Annotated in this window: 21 protein-coding genes; 9 read left to right on the top strand and 12 right to left on the bottom strand. The window is 71.2% G+C overall.

The window, feature by feature from the left end; all coding sequences use genetic code 11:
• Positions 1–297, top strand: a 297-nt coding sequence (locus AB0K05_RS41480) for a hypothetical protein (protein ID WP_364236957.1), incomplete at its 5' end; no start/stop codon positions are given.
• Between the two features lie 27 nt (positions 298–324).
• Here the strand turns inward: AB0K05_RS41480 and AB0K05_RS41485 are convergent.
• The 4 genes from AB0K05_RS41485 to AB0K05_RS41500 form a co-directional block, all read right to left on the bottom strand.
• On the bottom strand, positions 325–1,170 hold the full coding sequence (locus AB0K05_RS41485; protein ID WP_364236960.1) for a hypothetical protein: 846 nt from the start codon (positions 1,168–1,170) through the stop codon (positions 325–327).
• A gap of 192 nt (positions 1,171–1,362) precedes the next feature.
• Positions 1,363–1,767 carry a DUF2000 family protein gene (locus AB0K05_RS41490; RefSeq protein ID WP_364236963.1) on the bottom strand — a complete coding sequence of 135 codons (405 nt, stop codon included), beginning with the start codon at positions 1,765–1,767 and terminating at the stop codon, positions 1,363–1,365.
• A gap of 51 nt (positions 1,768–1,818) precedes the next feature.
• Positions 1,819–2,640 (bottom strand): SRPBCC family protein, encoded by an 822-nt coding sequence (locus tag AB0K05_RS41495; RefSeq protein WP_364236965.1) that lies wholly within the window; start codon positions 2,638–2,640, stop codon positions 1,819–1,821.
• Positions 2,637–3,191: a helix-turn-helix domain-containing protein gene (locus AB0K05_RS41500; protein WP_148029388.1), complete on the bottom strand. Its 555-nt coding sequence runs from the start codon at positions 3,189–3,191 to the stop codon at positions 2,637–2,639. The genes AB0K05_RS41495 and AB0K05_RS41500 overlap by 4 nt, the downstream gene beginning before the upstream one ends.
• Before the next feature lie 52 nt (positions 3,192–3,243).
• Here AB0K05_RS41500 and AB0K05_RS41505 point away from each other — a divergent pair, with 52 nt between their 5' ends.
• Positions 3,244–4,056 (top strand): AraC family transcriptional regulator, encoded by an 813-nt coding sequence (locus AB0K05_RS41505; RefSeq protein ID WP_364236967.1) that lies wholly within the window; start codon positions 3,244–3,246, stop codon positions 4,054–4,056.
• A 4-nt stretch (positions 4,057–4,060) separates the two neighbouring features.
• Here the strand turns inward: AB0K05_RS41505 and AB0K05_RS41510 are convergent, their stop codons facing one another.
• Positions 4,061–5,086: a GDP-mannose 4,6-dehydratase gene (locus AB0K05_RS41510; RefSeq protein WP_148029387.1), complete on the bottom strand. Its 1,026-nt coding sequence runs from the start codon at positions 5,084–5,086 to the stop codon at positions 4,061–4,063.
• 207 nt (positions 5,087–5,293) lie between these two features.
• Between AB0K05_RS41510 and AB0K05_RS41515 the strand changes: the two genes are divergently transcribed.
• The 4 genes from AB0K05_RS41515 (at position 5,294) to AB0K05_RS41530 (ending at position 9,438) form a co-directional block, all read left to right on the top strand.
• Positions 5,294–6,541, top strand: coding sequence for a glycosyltransferase family 4 protein (locus AB0K05_RS41515; protein WP_148029386.1), 1,248 nt, complete (start codon positions 5,294–5,296; stop codon positions 6,539–6,541).
• A 31-nt stretch (positions 6,542–6,572) separates the two neighbouring features.
• Positions 6,573–7,289 (top strand): class I SAM-dependent methyltransferase, encoded by a 717-nt coding sequence (locus AB0K05_RS41520; RefSeq protein ID WP_148029385.1) that lies wholly within the window; start codon positions 6,573–6,575, stop codon positions 7,287–7,289.
• Positions 7,286–8,326 (top strand): prenyltransferase, encoded by a 1,041-nt coding sequence (locus tag AB0K05_RS41525; RefSeq protein WP_148029384.1) that lies wholly within the window; start codon positions 7,286–7,288, stop codon positions 8,324–8,326. The genes AB0K05_RS41520 and AB0K05_RS41525 overlap by 4 nt, the downstream gene beginning before the upstream one ends.
• Positions 8,327–8,466: 140 nt before the next feature.
• The gene (locus AB0K05_RS41530) at positions 8,467–9,438 is read left to right on the top strand and encodes a DUF1702 family protein (protein WP_187280960.1); all 972 of its coding nucleotides are present in this window, start codon (positions 8,467–8,469) and stop codon (positions 9,436–9,438) included.
• Positions 9,439–9,447: 9 nt separating this feature from the next.
• Here the strand turns inward: AB0K05_RS41530 and AB0K05_RS41535 are convergent, their stop codons facing one another.
• The gene (locus tag AB0K05_RS41535; RefSeq protein WP_187280959.1) at positions 9,448–10,083 is read right to left on the bottom strand and encodes a class I SAM-dependent methyltransferase; all 636 of its coding nucleotides are present in this window, start codon (positions 10,081–10,083) and stop codon (positions 9,448–9,450) included.
• A 78-nt stretch (positions 10,084–10,161) separates the two neighbouring features.
• Between AB0K05_RS41535 and AB0K05_RS41540 the strand changes: the two genes are divergently transcribed.
• Genes AB0K05_RS41540 through AB0K05_RS41550 form a run of 3 tightly spaced genes read left to right on the top strand, consistent with a single transcriptional unit; the run spans position 10,162 to position 11,906 of the window.
• Positions 10,162–10,617: a pyridoxamine 5'-phosphate oxidase family protein gene (locus AB0K05_RS41540; RefSeq protein WP_148029382.1), complete on the top strand. Its 456-nt coding sequence runs from the start codon at positions 10,162–10,164 to the stop codon at positions 10,615–10,617.
• Positions 10,614–10,805 carry a ferredoxin gene (locus AB0K05_RS41545; protein ID WP_148029381.1) on the top strand — a complete coding sequence of 64 codons (192 nt, stop codon included), beginning with the start codon at positions 10,614–10,616 and terminating at the stop codon, positions 10,803–10,805. Before AB0K05_RS41540 ends, AB0K05_RS41545 begins: the two co-directional genes overlap by 4 nt.
• A 15-nt stretch (positions 10,806–10,820) precedes the next feature.
• The gene (locus AB0K05_RS41550; RefSeq protein ID WP_148029380.1) at positions 10,821–11,906 is read left to right on the top strand and encodes a Zn-dependent alcohol dehydrogenase; all 1,086 of its coding nucleotides are present in this window, start codon (positions 10,821–10,823) and stop codon (positions 11,904–11,906) included.
• A gap of 62 nt (positions 11,907–11,968) precedes the next feature.
• Here the strand turns inward: AB0K05_RS41550 and AB0K05_RS41555 are convergent, their stop codons facing one another.
• From AB0K05_RS41555 to AB0K05_RS41580, 6 genes are all read right to left on the bottom strand, one after another.
• Entirely contained in the window at positions 11,969–12,565 is a 597-nt protein-coding gene (locus AB0K05_RS41555; RefSeq protein WP_364236974.1) for a hypothetical protein, read from the bottom strand.
• A 110-nt stretch (positions 12,566–12,675) separates the two neighbouring features.
• Positions 12,676–13,683 (bottom strand): sugar phosphate isomerase/epimerase family protein, encoded by a 1,008-nt coding sequence (locus tag AB0K05_RS41560; protein WP_148034296.1) that lies wholly within the window; start codon positions 13,681–13,683, stop codon positions 12,676–12,678.
• A complete protein-coding gene (locus AB0K05_RS41565) occupies positions 13,680–14,828 on the bottom strand; it encodes a Gfo/Idh/MocA family oxidoreductase (protein ID WP_187280958.1) in 1,149 nt (382 codons plus the stop codon). The genes AB0K05_RS41560 and AB0K05_RS41565 overlap by 4 nt, the downstream gene beginning before the upstream one ends.
• 11 nt (positions 14,829–14,839) lie before the next feature.
• On the bottom strand, positions 14,840–15,895 hold the full coding sequence (locus AB0K05_RS41570; RefSeq protein ID WP_271276603.1) for an ABC transporter substrate-binding protein: 1,056 nt from the start codon (positions 15,893–15,895) through the stop codon (positions 14,840–14,842).
• Positions 15,892–16,917 (bottom strand): ABC transporter permease, encoded by a 1,026-nt coding sequence (locus AB0K05_RS41575; RefSeq protein ID WP_148029377.1) that lies wholly within the window; start codon positions 16,915–16,917, stop codon positions 15,892–15,894. The genes AB0K05_RS41570 and AB0K05_RS41575 overlap by 4 nt, the downstream gene beginning before the upstream one ends.
• On the bottom strand, positions 16,917–18,413 hold the full coding sequence (locus tag AB0K05_RS41580) for a sugar ABC transporter ATP-binding protein (RefSeq protein ID WP_364236979.1): 1,497 nt from the start codon (positions 18,411–18,413) through the stop codon (positions 16,917–16,919). Before AB0K05_RS41580 ends, AB0K05_RS41575 begins: the two co-directional genes overlap by 1 nt.
• Between the last annotated feature and the right edge of the window lie 10 nt (positions 18,414–18,423).

Consider the following 18,423-nt stretch of genomic DNA (forward strand, 5'->3'; position numbering starts at 1 on the left):
TACGCCGCCGGCACCAAACGCCTGGACGTGCTCGTCCGCTGGCCCTACACCGGCCCGGACGGCGAACGCCTGGTGCAGCGCGAAGCGATGGAGCTGAAGGTCTGGCGAGCAGGCAAGGACGACCCGCTGACCGAAGGGCTGGCCCAGCTCGACGGCTACCTGGACCGGCTCAGCCTCACCACCGGCGTCCTGGTGATCTTCGACCGGCGCCCCGAGGCCGCGCCATGGAACCAGAGAGGCGCCTTCGAGGAGGCGACCACCCCGTCCGGCCGCCAGGTCACCGTTCTCCGTGGATGACCCCGAACGCGCCACGTAAAGGGGGTTCTACCCGTACGACCTGCCGCGGCGGGAGGTGCGGGGGCGGCGGGTGGCGCGGATGCGGGCGAGGATCCGCACCATGCCCTCGGGGCCCGGCTGCCACCCGCGCTCGATCAGGGCGTTGGCCACGGCCTCCAGGAGGTCGGCGGCCCGGCCGGGGATGACGTCGGGGCCCGCGACGACGATCCGCCAGCCGAGGCCGCGCAGCTCCTCCCGGCGCGACTCGTCATGGCGGCGGTCGGCGGGGGTGGTGTGATGCTCGCGGCCGTCGTACTCGACCGCCACCTTGTAGGCCTCCCACCCGAGGTCCAGGCAGGCGTGGCGGCCTCCGGAGAGAGTGACGCGGAGCTGCGGAGCGGGTCTGGGCAGCCCGCAGTCGGCGAGCATCATCCTCAGCAGGCTCTCCCTCGGGGACGCGGCCCGCCGGTCGGCGAGGGTGAGCACGTCCCGGGCGCGGCCGGAAAGGGTGCGGTGCCACAGCGGGCCGAGGTCGACGCCCCGGCGCAGGAACTGGTCAAGCACCACCACCGCCTCGGCCCTGGGCAGCCAGTGGGCGCAGTCGAAGGCGGTCCTGGCGGGGGTGGTGACGCGGATGCCGGCATGGTGGGTGACGTCGCCGGCGAGCAGGGCCGCCGGATAGGTGACGCAGCCGGGGGCGTCCAGCCCTTCCGGGGTGATCAGCTCCAGGGGTTGCAGCGTGCCGAGGGGGTGCGACGTCTCCACGCCCCAGACGCGTGCCGCGCTCGCCCGGCACACCACGGCCTCGGGAATCGCCCGCGTGACCCGCCGGGCCTGGACCAGCAGGAGGACCCGTTCGCGCTCCCCTGCCCGCTTGCGCTCCTTCTGCGGCACCGGCTGAACCGCCGGGCCGAAACGGGGCTGCGGCTCCCGTGGCCTCCGGGAAGCATCGTCAGACTCACCGTGAGTACGGTCCGCGGGTTCAGACGATGTGGAGGCGGTCATGGGTTCAGGGTGCACCGGTAGCCCGCGCAAAGCGGGAGGTGAGCGGGGTTCTGTGGATGGGCGACGGCCGTCCACAGGACGTCACGGGTGCAGGTGGAGGCCCTTGAGGGTTTTGTCCACGGCGTTCTTGGGGCCGTACACCGCCAGGCCGACGAGCTGCAGGTCCGGCGCCGCCACCGCGCGCACGGCGGCCCGGTTGGCGTCGTCGTGGCCCGTCTTGAACATCTCCTCGATGTAGACCGCCACCCGCAACCCCCGCGCCACGGCCTTCTCACGGACCGAGGCGAGCGAGCCGGCCGTGTAGACGAGCACCGGCTGGCGGAACATCGGCAGGTACGCGTTGCCCGACCCGTCCTCGTACGACTCCCCGATCGTCTCCGGCGCGCCGCCGGCCACGGCGCTCGCGAGGAAGGCGGTGACGTTCAGTTTCTGCCAGGTGGCCAGGTCGTCGCGGACCACGATGCCGATCTTCGTGTCGAAACGCATGGCGTCCAGGCTGCCGTCACCGCCCCCTCGGGGTCTTGAACGCTGGTGCGGCTATCCGGCCAGCACCGGCTGCCAGCCGGGCACCTCGTGGTAGCGGCGCAGCTCGGCCAGCCCGGCGAGGTTGCCTCCCCAGGCGGCGAAGGGCGGGCGGTCGAAGCCGCTCTGGATCATGGTGAGCCGGGTCTTGCCGCCGGTGCCCTCCAGCTCCCAGGTGCCGACGCCGGTGGCGCCCCAGTCGACGCTGACCTTGCGGTCGGTCTCCAGCTCCAGGATCTTGGCCGGGTGGGGGTTGTTCTCGATCCCGCCCATCGCGAACCGCCCGCCGACGTGCGGCTCGATCTCGATCGGGTAGCCGAACCAGCGGGTGGCCGACTCGGAGTCGATCAGCGAGTGGAACACCCGCTCCGGGGCCGCGTCGACCAGGACCGAGGCGTGCAGGTCGCCGGTGGCGGTGAAGTCGATCTTCGGGGTGAGCTCGCGGCCCTCGAAGTGCTCGGCCAGGTTGGTCAGCGCCAGGCACCAGTACGTCTGCAGCACTCCCCTGATCGAGCTCTCCGCCAGCGCCTCCTCCATGCTGAAGTGGCTCTGCTCGACCGTGACGATCGTGGTCTCGGGCCCCTCCTCCTCCAGCCGGAGCTCGGTGGTCGTCTCGACGCCGTCCAGCGTCCAGGCGAACCGGACCGTACGGTCGTCGGCGTGCAGCAGCCGCTGGTGCGGCGCGTCGCCCTCGGGGGTGTGGCGGCCCCAGAAGGCGTAGCGGTCGGGCAGCTCCACCTCGGCGTGCTCGGCGAGCCAGACGCGCAGCGCGGCGGGGTCGGTGAGGGCGTGCCGGACCTCCTTGACCGGGGCCTGCACACGGGCACGAATGATCATGGGCTCTCTCCCTTGGGGTAACAGGCGAGGGCGAGCTTGAAGGCGTCGCCTTCGGCTCCCCCATAGCGCGTGAACAGGTCCCGCATCACGGTCTGCAGGTCGTCGAGGAACTCCTGCCGCTGCTCCGGCCGTACGTGGATCTCGCCGGACAGGCCGATGGACGGCAGCTCCGGCGCGGTCCTGTCGAGCGCGGCGATGTCGGCCTGGACCTCCTCCATGAGGTCGAGCAGGTAGCCGAGGCTGAGCTCGTCGCGTGCCCTGGTCAGCCCGATGCGGCCCACGAGGCGCGGCGACAGCCAGTAGGAGCGGGCGCCGGCCTGGTAGATGCCCTCGCTGATGCCGCGCACCTTGCGCTCGGCCACCTGGTCGACCAGCCCCGCGTCCACCAGCCGTTTGACGTGGTAGTAGACCCGCTGCGGGGTCTGACCGAGCCGGGCCGCGACCTCGCTGCAGGTGCGCGGCTCGGCGAGCTGCCGCAGCACCTCGACGCGCTGCGGCTTGAGCAGCGCCTCGGCCTGCTCGATCTCTTCCAGATACAGGACTTCTCTCATCGCAAAAATCATCCTTTACGTAAAAACAGTGTTTGTCAATAGAATCGGAGGCGTGGCACGTGAATGGTCCCGCTACTGGAGGTCTCCCGACCGGCCGATCGAGGCCATGCACGCCCACTTCGCGCGCCACGTCTACCACCGGCACAGCCACGAGACCTACTCGTTCGGCATGACCGAGGACGGCGCGCAGTCGTTCACCTGCCGGGGGTCGGCGCACACGAGCACCCCGGGCATGGTCATGGCCTTCAACCCCGACGACCCGCACGACGGCCGGCCCACCGACGCCCTCGGCTTCACCTACCGCATCGTCCATCTCGGCCCCGGCCTGATGTCGGAGGTGCTCGACGACCTGGCGGGCCGCCGCACGGGCCTGCCGCTGTTCGCGGAGCCGGTGGTGCACGACCCGGCGCTCGCCGCCGCCCTGCGCGCGCTGCACGCGGCCCTGCTCGGCGGCGCGCCCGCGCTGCGCCGCGACGAGCTGCTCGCCGACACGGTCAGGGCGCTGGTACGGCGCGCGGCCACCGGGGCGGTCACCGTGGCGGGCGGCTCCGGCGGGGTGGCGGCCAGGGTCAGGGCGGTGCTGCGTGACCGCCCGCTCGACGACGTGACGGCCGACGACCTGGCCAGGGAGGCGGGCACCAGCAGGTTCGCCGTCTACCGGGCGTTCCGCGCCGCCTACGGGATGGCGCCCAGCGACTACCAGCGCCTGCTCAGGCTGCGGGAGGCGCGACGGCTGATCGCGGGCGGGACCCCGATCGGCGAGGTGGCGGCGCTCACCGGGTTCGCCGACCAGAGCCATCTGACGCGCTGGTTCGGCCGCTGCTTCGGGCTCACCCCCGCCGCCTACCGCGCCGCCGCCCTGTGACCCGTCACGGCCAGGAGGACTCCTGGTCGGGGTCGCCGCCGTCGGTCAGCAGCCGCAGGTCCGACTCGACCATCATCGCCACCAGCTCGTCGAACGACACCGTCGGCTCCCAGCCGAGCTGCACCCTGGCCTTCTTCGGGTCCGCGCACAGCAGGTCGACCTCGGCGGGCCGGTGCAGCGCCTGGTCGGTGACCACGTACCGCTCCCAGTCGAGCCCCGCCGCCGCGAACGCGGCCTCGGCCAGCTCCCTGACGGACTTCATCCGCCCGGTGCCTATCACGTAGTCCTCGGGCTTGTCAGCCTGGAGCATGAGGTGCATGGCGCGCACGTAGTCGCCGGCGAACCCCCAGTCGCGCCGCGCCTCCAGGTTGCCCAGCCGCAGCTCACCGGCCAGGCCGAGCTTGATGCGGGCCACCCCGAGCGAGACTTTGCGGGTGACGAACTCGGCCCCGCGCCGGGGCGACTCGTGGTTGAACAGGATGCCGGAGACCGCGAACATCCCGTACGACTCGCGGTAGTTCTGCGTGAGGAAGTGCCCGTACGTCTTGGCGACCCCGTACGGCGAGCGCGGGTGGAAACCGGTGCTCTCGTTCTGCGGGGTCTCGCCGACCTGGCCGAACATCTCCGAGGAGGAGGCCTGGTAGAAGCGGATCTGCCCGCCCGACGGGCGCCCGCCGCGTGAGACGCCGGAGCACACCCGGATGGCCTCCAGGACGCGCAGCACGCCCATCCCGGTGACCTCGGCCGTCAGCTCGGCCTGCTCCCACGACATCGGCACGAACGAGATCGCGCCGAGGTTGTAGACCTCGTCCGGCTGAACGCGTTCCACCGCGGAGATCAGCGAGCCCTGGTCGAGCAGGTCGCCCCTAACGAGGTGGACGTCGGCCAGAAGCTTGCGGATGCGCGACACGCGCGGGTTGGCCTGGCCGCGGGCCAGCCCCCATACCTCGTAGCCCTGATCGAGCAGGTGCTCCGCCAGATAGGAACCGTCCTGGCCGGTGATGCCGGTGATCAGAGCGCGCCTGGCCAAGGGTCCTCCAACTCTCGCCTACCCGGGGAATACTATCTAGAACACGTTCCACCGAACAACGCTCGGTCAGGCTAATGCCGCAGTTCGCACGGCTTGTCCGTGTGACTGTGAACCATTCCAGATGACCTACCGAATGGTAGCCTTCTCGGACTAAGGTCATCTTTCACGGTACACGCCCGCGTTCCGGGCCTACCGGCGGAGAAAGGGGTGTCCGTGAGCACGGACTCGCTGCGGATCGCGCTGCTGTCCTACCGCAGCAAGCCCACCTGCGGCGGCCAGGGCGTCTACCTCCGCCACCTGAGCCGCGAGCTGGTCGCGCTCGGCCACCACGTCGAGGTGTTCTCCGGCCAGCCGTACCCCGAGCTCGACGAGGGCGTCATCCTGCGGAAGGTGCCCAGCCTCGACCTCTACCGCGACGAGGACCCGTTCCGCACCCCCAGACTCGGCGAGTACCGCGACTGGATCGACCTCCTGGAGGTCGGCACCATGTGGACCGCGGGCTTCCCCGAGCCGCTCACCTTCACCCTGCGCGCCCACCGCGAGCTGAAGAAGCGCGTCGGCGACTTCGACGTGGTGCAGGACAACCAGACCCTCGGCTACGGCCTGCTCGGCATCCAGAAGCTGTTCCCGGTGGTCGGCACCATCCACCACCCGATCAGCGTGGACCGGCGCATCGAGCTGGAGGCCGCCCAGGGCGTCAAGAAGCTGACCATGCGCCGCTGGTACGGGTTCGTGAAGATGCAGGCCAAGGTGGCCCCCCGGCTGAACCCGATCCTGACAGTCAGCGAGTCGTCGCTGGCCGACATCCACCGCGACTTCAACGTGCCGCAGGCCAACATGCGCCTGATCCCGCTCGGCGTCGACACCCGCTACTTCCACCCGCGCCCGGACAAGCCCCGCCGCAAAGGCTCGATCGTGGCCGTGGCCAGCGCCGACTCCCCGATGAAAGGGGTCGCCACGCTGCTGCGGGCCGTCGCCAAGCTGGCCACCGAGCGCGACGTCAACCTGACCGTGGTGAGCCGGCCGACCCCCGGCGGGCCCACCGAGCAACTCGTGCAGGAGCTGTCGCTGCAGGACCGGGTCCGGTTCGTCCACGGGATCTCCGACGACGAGCTGGGCGAGCTGATCGCCACCTCGGAGATCTCCGTCGTCCCCTCGCTGTACGAAGGGTTCTCGCTGCCCGCCGTCGAGCACATGGCCTGCGGCACGCCGCTGGTGGCCAGCCGTACGGGGGCGCTGCCCGAGGTCGTGGGCGACGCCGCGGTCCAGGTGTCGCCGGGCGACGCCGAGGAACTGGCCGCGGTGCTGCGCCGGCTGCACGACTCGCCGGAGGAGCGCGAGCGGGTGGGCCGGGCCGGCTACGACCGGGTCATGGAGCGCTACACCTGGCACGTGGTCGCCAAGAAGACCGTCGAGGCCTACCGGGAGGCCATCGCCGCCCGCCGGTCCCGCTGATCGCCCGTCCGAAGACAGGAGAACGTTTCTCGTGCTGACCGTCGACTTCGACCGGCTGCCCGTGGGCCCTGGGGTGCGCGTGCTCGACCTGGGGTGCGGCGGTGGCCGGCACGCCTTCGAGGTGCTGCGCCGCGGCGCGAACGTGGTCGCCTTCGACATGGACCAGACCGAGCTGGACAGCGTGGCGGCGATGTTCGCGGCGATGGACAAGGCGGGCGAGGTGCCCGGCGGGGGCACCGGCGAGACCGTCCAGGGCACCGCGCTCGACATGCCGTTCGAGGACGCGAGCTTCGACCGCGTGATCGCCGCCGAGGTGCTGGAGCACATCCCGGACGACATGACGGCGATGCGGGAGATCTTCCGGGTGCTGAGGCCCGGCGGCACGGCCGCGATCACGGTGCCGAGCTTCCTGCCCGAGCGCATCTGCTGGGCGCTGGACGAGGACTACCACACGGCCCCCGGCGGGCACGTGCGCATCTACACGCTGGCCGAGCTGTCGGCCAAGCTGAAGTCCACCGGGTTCGTCATCGGCCCGCACCACCACGCCCACGGCCTGCACGCCCCCTACTGGTGGATCAAGTGCGCCGTCGGCGTCAACAACGACGACAACCCGCTGGCGAAGGCGTACCACGAGCTGCTCGTGTGGGACATCATGAAGCGCCCTCCCGCCACCAGGATCGCCGAGGCTCTGCTGAACCCGATCATCGGCAAGAGCGTCGTGCTCTACGTGCGGAAGCCCGAGGCGTGATCTCGCGCGAGCAGGTCGTACAGACGGCCGAGAGCATCGCGGCCATCCAGCAGGACGACGGGGGCGTGCCCTGGCCCGAAGGACACGTCGACGCGTGGAACCACATCGAGTGCCTGATGGCCATGGCCGTCGCCGGGCTGCGCGAGCCGGTCGAGCGGGGCTACGCCTGGCTGGCGGCGCACCAGCGCGAGGACGGCTCCTGGCCGATGAAGGTGGTCGGCGACGCCGCGGTGGAGCGCGGCGGCGAGTCCAACCACGCCGCCTACATCGCGGTCGGGCTCTGGCACCACTGGCTGGTGACCGGCGAGCGGGCCTTCGCCGAGGAGCGCTGGCCGATGGCCAAGGCGGCGCTCGACTACGTGGCGGGGCTGCAGACCGAGCGCGGCGAGATCGTCTGGGAGCGCGACGCGCACGGCCGGTCGGCCACCTACGCGCTGCTGACCGGCTGCGCCTCCATCCACCAGGGGCTGCGCTGCGGGGTGCTGCTGGCCGACCGCCTGGGCGACCCGCAGCCGCACTGGGAGCTGGCCGCCGACCGGCTGGCGCACGTGCTCGCCGCGCACCCGGAGGCGTTCGCCGACAAGAGCCGCTACTCGATGGACTGGTACTACCCCGTGCTCGGCGGCGCGGTGCGCGGCCAGGCCGCCTTCGAGCTGCTGGAGCGGGAGTGGGGCACGTTCGTGGTCCCCGGGCTCGGCATCCGCTGCGTGTCGGACCAGCCGTGGGTGACCGGCGCGGAGACGTGCGAGCTGGCGCTGGCCCTGGACGCGCTGGGCGACCGTGACCGCGCGGTCGCGCTCTTCGCCGACATGCAGCACCTGCGGCACGAGGACGGCTCGTACTGGACGGGCTGGCAGTTCGCCAACCGCAAGCACTTCCCGTACGAGCGTTCCGGCTACACGTCCGCGGCCGTGATCCTGGCCGCGGACGCCCTGCAGGGGCTCACCGGCGGGGGCGGGATCTTCCGCGACACCGCCGCGCCGTCCGGCCTCACCGGCCGCCCGGAGCTGTGCGGCTGTACGCCCGCGCGGGCGTGACGCGCAAGCGGTTTTGCCGCGTCTTTGCGCGCGAGGCCCGTGCGGCTCCGTGAAAGCGCCCAATGCGGTTACTAGCTTCGGGAGCGACCGTACGAGGCGTCTTCGGGGGAAGCGTGGGCGACACGGGCACGACATCGTTCTTGGAGCACGCCGGAACCGAGCCGGTGGCGAGCCCGGCCCGAGGATGGCGGCGGCTGCTGTCGAGGGATCCGAGCGAATCGGACCTGAGCAGGCGGAGGTTCCGGCTCACCCGGCCGGCCTCCAGGGCCGTCATCGAAGGCGCGGAGAAGTCCTACCTCACCGGCTTCAACGCGGTCGTCTCACGGAATGTCGAACGGATCGAGGACATCTCCCGTGATCAGCTGGCCTTCGCCTACGAAGGGGCGGGGGCCGCGTGCGCGGTGCTCGATCTGGTCACCCTGACCCGGGGCCGGCGCCTTCGCGAGCTACTGGCCGGCCCCGCCGCGCACCACGCGTTCGCCGCCCATCTGGGCGCCGGCCGCGGCTACGCCATGCTGCGGATGCGGCCGGTGCGCGCCGCCCGGCGGGCCCACCCGCTGCTGCGCTGGCTGGCGCTCGACGGGTTCGGGTTCCAGTGGAGCATGGCGCGGGCCGACCGGATGGTGGGCGAGCGGGCCATGCCCGACCTGCTGTCGCGGGCCCACTGCGCGCTGTTCGACCAGGGGCTGGGGCGGCTGCTCTGGTATCACGACTGCGCCTCGCCCGACGACGTGGCGGCCAGGATCGCCGCCTATCCGGTGGCGCGGCGGGCGGCGCTGTGGAGCGGCGTGGGCTTCGCCGCCGCCTACACCGGCGGCGCGGAGGCCGACGAGCTGTGGTGGCTGACCGAGCACGCGGGCGCCGACGGCTTCCGCTCCCACCTGGCGCAGGGCTGCGCGTTCGCCGCGACGGCAAGGGCACAGGCGGGGCACCTGCCGGACCACGTGGCGCAGGCGGCGCCGATCCTGGCGGGCGGCACGGCCGAGGAGGCCGTCGCCTGGGCCGACCGGGCGCTGCTGACCCTCCCGGACGACCCGTGCGGCCACGAGGAGTTCCTCGCCTGGCAGGCGCACACCCGCCGCCTCTGGCTGCGCCGCCACCAGCCGGCCTGACCCGGCGCGCTAGATGCCGTCGGCGACGCGTTCCAGGACGCGCAGCGAGCCCGTCACGCCGACCTCGGCGAACGCCCCGGACTCCAGCGCCCGCAGGTAGACGCGGTAGGGCGCCTGGCCGCCGTCGGCGGGGTCGGGGTAGATGTCGTGGAAGACGAGCGCCCCGCCGGGCATGACGTGCGGCGCCCAGCCCTCGTAGTCGCGGGTCACCGGCTCCTCGGAGTGGCCGCCGTCGATGAACAGCATGCCGAGCGGCGTCGTCCACAGCTTCGCCACCCGGTCCGAGTGCCCGACGATCGCGATCACCTCGTCCTCCAGCCCGGCGGCCGCGATCGTGGCGCGGAACGTCGGCAGGGAGTCCATCTTGCCGAAGCGCAGGTCGACCAGCGTCGGGTCGTGGTGCGCCCAGCCGGGCTGGATCTCCTCGGAGCCGCGGTGGTGGTCGACGGTGACGACCACGGAGCCGGCCTCGCGGGCGGCGGCGCCGAGATAGATCGCCGACTTGCCGCAGTAGGTGCCGATCTCGCAGATCGGCCCGCGGGTCCCGTACGTCCGAGCCACCTCGTACAGGGCCAGGCCCTCCTGCGCGGGCATGAACCCCTTGGCGTGCTCAGCTGCGTAGAGCAGCGCGGGCGGCATCGTCATGCCCAGCACCCTAACGGCACCGAATCTTATTCGGGCGACCCCTTGCCCGCCATTATGCAACCTGTTCTACTTGGCAGCGTGAATCAGCGCGCTCGCATCTCCATGTCCGAGGAAGAGGTCGCCGCGTTCCTGGAAGCGGGACGTAAGCTCCAGCTGGCCACCATCAACGCCGACGGCACGCCCCACCTCGTGACCATGTTCTACGGCCTGGACGACAAGGGCAGGATCACGTTCTGGACGTACGCCAAGTCGCAGAAGGCGCTCAACCTGGCCCGCGATCCGCGGGTGAGCTGCCTGGTCGAGCTGGGCGACGACTACAGCGAGCTGCGCGGGGTGCTGGTGTACGGGCGGGTCACGCCGCAGGACAGCCCTGAGGACGTGCTCGACGTCGGCATGCGGGTGGCCCGCCGGATGACTCCCGGCGTGGCCGACGAGCAGCTGCGTCCCTACGTGGAGCACACCGGGCGCAAGCGGCTCGCCTACGTGGTCGAGCCTGTCAAAGTGGTCTCATGGGATCACCGGAGAATCACGTGAAAGTCAGTGTCGACGAGCTGGTCTGCGAGGCCAACGCCGTCTGCATGGGCCTCGCGCCCGAGGTCTTCGAGCTGGATGACGACGACCAGCTCCACATCCTGCTCCCCGAACCACCCCCCGAGATGCTCGACCGCGTCCGCCACGCGGTGCGGTCCTGCCCCAAAGCCGCCCTCTCCCTTGAGGATTAGCCGGAGGAGGAAACCATGCGCGCAGCTCTCCTGCACGCCGTAGGCGACGACAAGCTGGACATCCGCGACGACATCACGCTGGCCCCCGTCGGGCCGGGTGACGTCCGCGTACGGATCAAGGCGACGGGCGTCTGCCATTCCGACCTGTCGGCCATGACCGGCGTGCTGCCGCAACCCGTGCCGCTGATCCCCGGCCATGAGGGCGCGGGCGAGGTGGTGGAGGTCGGCGAGCACGTCGGCTCGGTCCAGCCGGGCGACCACGTGGTGATCAGCTGGCGGCCGGCCTGCCAGGAGTGCGACCTGTGCCTGGGCGGCCAGCCCTTCCTGTGCATGAAGTACATCATCGAGTCGTTCACCAAGGGCAACTTCCGCTTCGGCGGCGGCACCACCGCCTTCGGCATGGCCGGCTGCGGCACCTGGGCCGAGGAGATCGTGGTCCCGTCGGTGGGCGTCGTGAAGATCGACCCCGAGGTGTCGTGGGAGGCGGCGGCGCTGATCGGCTGCGGCATCACCACCGGCGTGGGCGCCGCGATCAACACCGCCAGGGTGCGCCCCGGCTCGACGGTCGCGGTGATCGGCTGCGGCGGCGTCGGCCTGTCGGTGATCCAGGGCGCGCGCATCTCCGGCGCCCGCACGATCCTCGCGATCGACCCGCTGGAGTCCAAGCACGAGCTGGCCAAGAAGGTCGGCGCCACCCACGCGGTCACCCCCGAGGGCGTGCCGGGCGCGCTGGCCGAGCTCACCGGCGGCGCCGGCTTCGACTACGGCTTCGAGGTCGTCGGCAAGTCGGCCACCATCCAGTCGGCCTGGCAGATCACCCGCGCGGGCGGCGACGTGATCGTGGTCGGCGCGGGCGCGGCCGACGACATGGTCTCGATCTCCGCCTTCAGCCTGCTGTTCGAGGGCAAGAACCTGCTGTCGAGCCTGTACGGGGAAGCGGACGTCCGCCATGACTTCCCGTACTTCGCCAAGCTCTACAAGGCCGGGCAGCTCGACCTGGAGTCGCTGATCAGCTCCCGCATCAAGCTCGCCGACCTCAACGACGCGGTGGCCGCGCTGAAGAGCGGCGAGGTGCTGCGCCAGATCGTCATCATGGACTGATCGCGGTTTCGGTCGCCGGCGCCCGGGTGGATCGTCCCGGGCACCGGCGGCCGCAGGAGGTCTCAGCCATGGCCGTGGGTCGCGCCGGCCGGGCACTTCACGCTCGGGTTCCACTGCTCGAACATGCCCTTCGGATTCTCCTTGAAGATCCAGAGGTGCAGGTCGTAGTGGATGGGCATGCCGTCCACGTGCGGCCCCATCGGCCCCTGGAACTCGTGCCCGAGCAGCGTGGGCCGGTCGTCGACGGTCGCGATGCGCTGGTCCCTGTCGCGCTGGAAGTATTCGACAGCCCCCAGCTCCCGCCCGCCGTGGCCGTCGGGCACGTACACGAGGATCTCCGGACGCATCAGCTCGATTTTCGGGTCCTCGATGAGCCGCGTGTTGGCGTAGTGGTAGCCCATGCCGCCGAGCCGCTCACCGCCGGGCAGCGTGTACGGGAACTCCCAGCAATCGTCGGCCCTTTCGTACCCGTCCTGCTCGGCGACCTTCGGGTCCTTGTACTTCGCCGTCGCCTGGCGCAGCTGGTCGAGCCAGTCCGCCGGAGGGGTGTCACTCCGGTCCACGTCGACGCCCTCCGCCTGGGCCGCCGCCGCGGCGGGCAGGACGACGACGGACGTCGCGCATGCGGCCGCCAGGAGCATGGATGCGATTCTTCTCATGCCCTTGTTTGTCCGCTAACGCCCCTCGTGTCAAACACTGAGGGTTTCCAATTCTTCACTGACGGTCAGCGGCGGGCGAGGGCCTCGGGTCCGAGGCCCTCGCCCGATGGTCAGCCGCTGCTGAAGGCCGCGTCGAAGGCAGCCGTCGGCGGGGTGATCGAGTTCATGGTGCGGATGTACGACAGCGCCTCCCTGGCCCCGTCGAGCCGGTCCATCCCGGCGTCCTCCCACTCGATCGAGATCGGTCCCTCGTACCCGATGGAGTTCAGCGCGCGGAAGCAGTCTTCCCACGGCACGTCGCCGCGGCCGGTGGAGACGAAGTCCCAGCCGCGCCGCATGTCCGCCCACGGCAGGTGCGACGACAGGCGGCCGCGGCGGCCGTCGCCGACGCGGACGCGGGTGTCCTTGCAGTCGACGTGGTAGATGCGGTCGGCGAAGTCGAGGATGAACGCCACCGGGTCGAGGTCCTGCCACACCATGTGGGACGGGTCCCAGTTGAGCCCGAACGCGGGCCGGTGGCCGATGGCCTCCAGGGTGCGCACGGTGGTGTGGTAGTCGTAGGCGATCTCGCTCGGGTGCACCTCCAGCGCGAACCGCACGCCGACCTCGTCGAACACGTCCATGATCGGGTTCCACCGGTCGGCGAAGTCCTGGTAGCCGGCGTCCACCATGGAGGCGGGCACGGGCGGGAACATCGCGACGGTGTGCCAGATGGACGAGCCGGTGAAGCCGACGACGGTGTCGACGCCGAGCAGGGCGGCGGCCCTGGCGGTGTTCTTCATCTCCTCGGCGGCGGCCTGGCGCACCGACTCGGGGTCGCCGTTCCCCCAGATGCGGGCGGGCAGGATCGCCTTGTGCCGCGCGTCGATCGGGTGGTCGCAGACGGCCTGGCCCACGAGGTGGTGGGAGATGGTCCACACCTTCAGGCCGTGCTTGTCGAGCTGGGCGCGCTTCTGCTCGACGTACGACGGGTCGGAGACGGCCTGGGCGACGTCGAAGTGGTCGCCCGAGCAGGCGATCTCCAGACCGTCGTAGCCCCATTCGGCGGCGAGCCGGCACACCTCCTCGAACGGCAGGTCGGCCCACTGGCCGGTGAACAGCGTGACGGGTCTCATCAGTCCTCCACGGTGGTGTAGCGGCTGCCGTCGGCCGCGCTGCGCTCGACGGCGGCGAGCACGCGCTGGACGCGCAGCCCGTCGGCGAACGACGGCGTGGGATCGGCGCCCTGGCCGATGGCCTCCAGGAAGTCCTTGATCTCGTGGGTGAACGTGTGCTCGTAGCCGAGGCCGTGGCCGGGCGGCCACCACGCGCCCACGTACGGATGGTCGGGTTCGGTGACGAGGATGCGCTCGAAGCCGCGCCCGCCGTCGCTGACCCACAGCTCGTTCATCGCCTCGAAGTCGAAGGCGAGGCTGCCGAGTGAGCCGTTGAGCTCGATCCGCAGCGCGTTCTTGCGGCCGGTGGCGAACCGGGTGGCCTCGAACGAGCCGAGCGCCCCGCCGGACAGCCGTCCGACGAACAGGGCGGCGTCGTCGACCGTGACGGCCCCCCTGCCGGAGCCGCCGCTGGCGGCCAGGCCCGCCGAGCCTTCGGCCAGCGGCCGCTCCTTGATGAACGTCTCGGTCAGCGCGGACACCCCGACGAGGTGCTGGCCGGCGATGAACTGGGCGGCGTCGATGATGTGCGCGCCGATGTCGCCGAGCGCGCCCGAGCCGGCCTTGTCCTTCCGCAGCCGCCACACCAGCGGGAAGTCCGGGTCGACGATCCAGTCCTGGAGGTACTGGGCCCGCACGTGGCGGATCTCGCCGAGCCGGCCCTCCTCCACCAGGCGGCGGGCCAGCGCGATGGCGGGCACCCGCCGGTAGTTGAACGCCACCATGCTCTTGCCGGTGGCCGAGGCGGCGGCCGCCGCCATGGCCTCGGCCTCGGGCACGGTGTTGGCCAGCGGCTTCTCACAGATGACGTGCTTGCCGGCGCGGAGTGCGGCGATGGCGATCTCGGCGTGCGTGTCGCCGGGCGTGCAGATGTCGACCACGTCGACGTCCGCCCGCCCGACCACCTCCCGCCAGTCGGTCACAGCCTCGTCCCAGCCCAGCCGCTCGGCCGCCGCCTCTGTGGCGTCCTTCGACCGGCCCGCGATGACCCGCATGCGGGGCGTGACGGGCAGGTCGAAGAAGGCGGCGACGTTGCGCCAGGCCTGGGAATGGACGCGGCCCATGAAGGCATAGCCGATCATGCCGACGCCGACGGTTCTGTCTGACATGCAACCCCCGATCAGGATTCGAAGCCGAGTGGCAGATACTGCTCGACGTTCTCCTTGGTAATGGTCTCGGATGCCAGCGTGATCGACTGGGGAACCTGGTTCTCCACGAGATCACTCATGCCCTTCCCTTGGGCGATCAGGCGGGCGAGCTTGATCGCGGAGGAGGCCATGGTCGGGCTGTAGGTGACGGTGGCCTTCAGGACCGTGTTGTCCTCCTTGATCGCCCGCATGGCGTTGGCCGAGCCGGCCCCGCCGACCATGATGAACTCGTCCCGGCCGGCCTCGCTGATGGCGGCGAGCACGCCGACGCCCTGGTCGTCGTCGTGGTTCCAGAGCGCGTCGATCTTGCTGTGGGCCTGCAGCAGCGAGGTGGCGACCTCGTTGCCGGTCTCGACGGTGAACTGCGCGTCCTGCTGGGCGGTGACCTCGAACCCGTACGTCTTGAGCGCGTCGGCGAAGCCCTTGCTGCGGTCCTGGGTCAGCGGGAGGGTGGCGATGCCCTGGATCTCGACGATGACCGGGTTCGAGACGTTCTTCTCCTTGAGCGCGGTGCCGATGTAGTGGCCGGCGGCCACGCCCATGCCGTAGTTGTCTCCGCCGATCCAGGTGCGGTAGGCGAGCTTGTCGGGGAAGATCCGGTCCAGGTTGACCACGGGGATGCCGGCCTCGGTGGCCCGCAGCGCGATCTGGTTCAGCTGCTGGCCGTCGTTGGGCAGGATGACCAGCGCGTTCACCTTCGCGGCGATGAGCGACTCGACCGCGGAGATCTGCTGGTTGATGTCGTTGGTGGGCTCGACGGGCTGGAACTCGACGTCCGAGAACTGCTTGGCGGTGGCCTCGGCGTTCTTGGCGATGGCCGCGATCCAGCCGTGGTCGGCGGCGGGGGCGGAGAAGCCGATGGTCACCTTGGTGCCGGGCTCGTCGTTGCCGCCGGCCGCCTGGGTGGGCGCGGGGGCGGCCGAGGTCGGCGCGGCGGACGGCTCGTTGCTGGTGCAGCCGGCCGCCAGCAGCGCGGCTCCGCCGAGCCCGCCGATCAGGAAACCCCGGCGCGCGACGTTTTCACTCATGGTGCTCTCTCCTTCAAGTTCCGCCGCTGGAGGAGGACGGCGACGACGATGATCAGGCCCTTGGCGATCAGTTGGTCACTGGTGTTGAGCCCGTTGAGGATGAACAGGTTCGTGATGAGCGTGAAGATGAGCAGGCCGAGGATCGATCCGATGATCGTGCCCCGGCCGCCGGTGAGCAGGGTGCCGCCGATGATGACGGCGGCGATCGCGTCCAGCTCGTACAGGTCGCCGTGGGTGGACGAGCCCGTGGTGGTGCGGGCCATGATGAGGACCGCGGCGATGCCGCAGCACAGCCCCGACAGCGCGTAGAGCAGCATGGTGTGCCGGCGCACGTCGATGCCGGCGAGCCGGGCCGCCTCGGGGTTGCCGCCGACGGCGTAGGTGCGGCGGCCGAACGTGGTGCGGTTGAGCAGCACCCAGCCGAGCGCCACGACCAGCGCGAAGATGTAGACCAGCAGCGGGACGCCGAGCACCCGCGTGGTCGACAGCTCGACGATGGCGGAGTTCTCCGGCTGGATGAGCTGCGTCTTGCGGTCGGACATGCGCTGGGCGAGCCCGCGGGCGGCGACCAGCATGGCCAGGGTGGCGATGAACGGCACCAGCCGCCCGTAGGCGATGAGCACCCCGTTGACCAGCCCGGTCCCGGTGCCGACCAGGATGGCGCAGATCGCCATGACGACCGGGCCGAACTCCTGGGTGGCCACCGTCGTCGCCCACACCGAGGCCAGCGCCATGATCGCGCCGACCGACAGGTCGATGCCGCCGCCGATGATGACGAACGTGGCCCCGACGGTGATGACGCCGATGGTGGCGGCCAGCGACAGGATGCTGACCAGGTTCGAGGTGGTGGCGAACGCGGCCGGCTTGGTCACCAGGCCGACGACGACGAGCAGCGCGATCGCCACCAGCAGGCCCATGTGGCCGGCCTCGGTCAGCCTGCCGAGCGGGTTGCCGCCCGCCCGCCCCGGCAGCGCGATGCCTGGCGGCCCGGTGTCCGACCGTGGTTTCGTGGGGTCGCTCATCAGGCCGCCCTCCCGTTCATGATCATGTCGAGTACGAGGTGCTCGTCGAGCTCGCGGGCGTCGCCCTCGTGGATGACCGACCCTTCGCGCAGCACCAGCACGCGGTCGGCGAGGCCGAGCACCTCAGGCACCTCACTGGAGACCAGCAGCACGCCGATGCCGCGGTCGGCCAGGTCGCGGATGACCGCGTACAACTCCGCCCTGGCGCCCACGTCGACGCCCCGGGTCGGCTCGTCGAGCAGGAGCAGCTTGCGGCTGCCGAGCAGCCAGCGGGCGAGCACCGCCTTCTGCTGGTTGCCGCCCGACAGCGTCTTGACGGGCCGCTCCGGGTCGGGCGGGCGGATGTCGAGCGCCTTGGCCAGCCGCTCGGCCTCCGCCCTCTCCCGGGTACGGTCCAGCCAGCCGAACTTCGCGAACCCGGGCAGGCTGCCCAGGGTGATGTTGGCCGTGACGCTCTGGTCCAGCAGCAGCGCCTGGGCCTTGCGTTCCTCGGGGGCCAGGCCCATGCCCCGGCGCACGTTGCCGACGACGCTCTTCCGTACCTGCTTGCCGGAGAGCACCACCCGGCCGGAGGACGGGCGCGCCCCGTACACGGCTTCGAGGATCTCCGAGCGTCCGGAGCCGACCAGGCCGGCCAGCCCGACGATCTCGCCGGCGCGCACCGAGAAGGACACGTCGCGGAACGCGCCCGGGGAGGTGAGCCCCTCGACCCGCAGCACCTCCTCGCCGGGCGGCCCGTCGGCGGGCGCCTCCGGCCGCGGCGGGAACACGTACTCGACGTTCCTGCCGGTCATCAGCGAGACGATCTGGGAGGTGGGGGTGTCGCGGGCGGGCAGCCCGACCGCGACGGTGCGGCCGTCCTTCAGCACGGTGACGCGGTCGCCGATCTCGCGGATCTCCTCCAGCCGGTGGGAGATGTAGACCACGGCCACGCCCTGGCTGGTGAGCTCGCGGATGATGCGGAAGAGGTTGGCCACCTCGTCGTGGGCGAGCGCGGCCGACGGCTCGTCCATGATGATCAGCCGGGCGTCGTGGGACAGCGCCCTGGCCATCGACACGACCTGCTTGGCGGCCGGGGACAGCCGGCCCACCTCGGTGGTGGGGCGGATCTCGGGGTGGCCGAGGCGTTCGAGCACCTGGCGGGCGGCCCGGTTGCCCGCGGCCCGGTTGACGAAGCCGAGCCTGGCGTGCTCGTGGCCGAGGAAGATGTTGTCGGTCACGCTGAGCCCGTCGACCAGGTCGAGCTCCTGGTAGATGGTGGCGAAGCCGAGCTTGATCGCGTCGTTGGGACCGGACGGGCGGACCCGCTGACCGTTGAACTCGACCGTGCCCTCGTCCGGCTGGTGCACGCCCGCCATGACCTTGATGAGCGTGGACTTGCCGGCGCCGTTCTGGCCCAGCAGGCAGTGCACTTCTCCCGCCCGCACGTCGAGGTCCACGCCGTCGAGCGCGCGCACGCCGGGGAACTGCTTGACGATGCCCCTCATGACGAGCATGGGGCTCCCT

This window comes from Nonomuraea sp. NPDC049486, assembly GCF_040676925.1.
GTDB lineage: Bacteria > Actinomycetota > Actinomycetes > Streptosporangiales > Streptosporangiaceae > Nonomuraea > Nonomuraea ferruginea.

What these genes read in the sequence shown, in the direction of transcription:
- AB0K05_RS41500 (WP_148029388.1), bottom strand. Translation starts at nt 3,191, where the DNA reads ATGAGAGAAGTCCTGTATCTGGAAGAGATCGAGCAGGCCGAGGCGCTG.
- AB0K05_RS41570 (WP_271276603.1), bottom strand. Translation starts at nt 15,895, where the DNA reads ATGAGTGAAAACGTCGCGCGCCGGGGTTTCCTGATCGGCGGGCTCGGC.
- AB0K05_RS41490 (WP_364236963.1), bottom strand. Translation starts at nt 1,767, where the DNA reads ATGCGTTTCGACACGAAGATCGGCATCGTGGTCCGCGACGACCTGGCC.
- AB0K05_RS41535 (WP_187280959.1), bottom strand. Translation starts at nt 10,083, where the DNA reads ATGACGATGCCGCCCGCGCTGCTCTACGCAGCTGAGCACGCCAAGGGG.
- AB0K05_RS41580 (WP_364236979.1), bottom strand. Translation starts at nt 18,413, where the DNA reads ATGCTCGTCATGAGGGGCATCGTCAAGCAGTTCCCCGGCGTGCGCGCG.
- AB0K05_RS41495 (WP_364236965.1), bottom strand. Translation starts at nt 2,640, where the DNA reads ATGATCATTCGTGCCCGTGTGCAGGCCCCGGTCAAGGAGGTCCGGCAC.
- AB0K05_RS41550 (WP_148029380.1), top strand. Translation starts at nt 10,821, where the DNA reads ATGCGCGCAGCTCTCCTGCACGCCGTAGGCGACGACAAGCTGGACATC.
- AB0K05_RS41565 (WP_187280958.1), bottom strand. Translation starts at nt 14,828, where the DNA reads ATGTCAGACAGAACCGTCGGCGTCGGCATGATCGGCTATGCCTTCATG.
- AB0K05_RS41575 (WP_148029377.1), bottom strand. Translation starts at nt 16,917, where the DNA reads ATGAGCGACCCCACGAAACCACGGTCGGACACCGGGCCGCCAGGCATC.
- AB0K05_RS41555 (WP_364236974.1), bottom strand. Translation starts at nt 12,565, where the DNA reads ATGAGAAGAATCGCATCCATGCTCCTGGCGGCCGCATGCGCGACGTCC.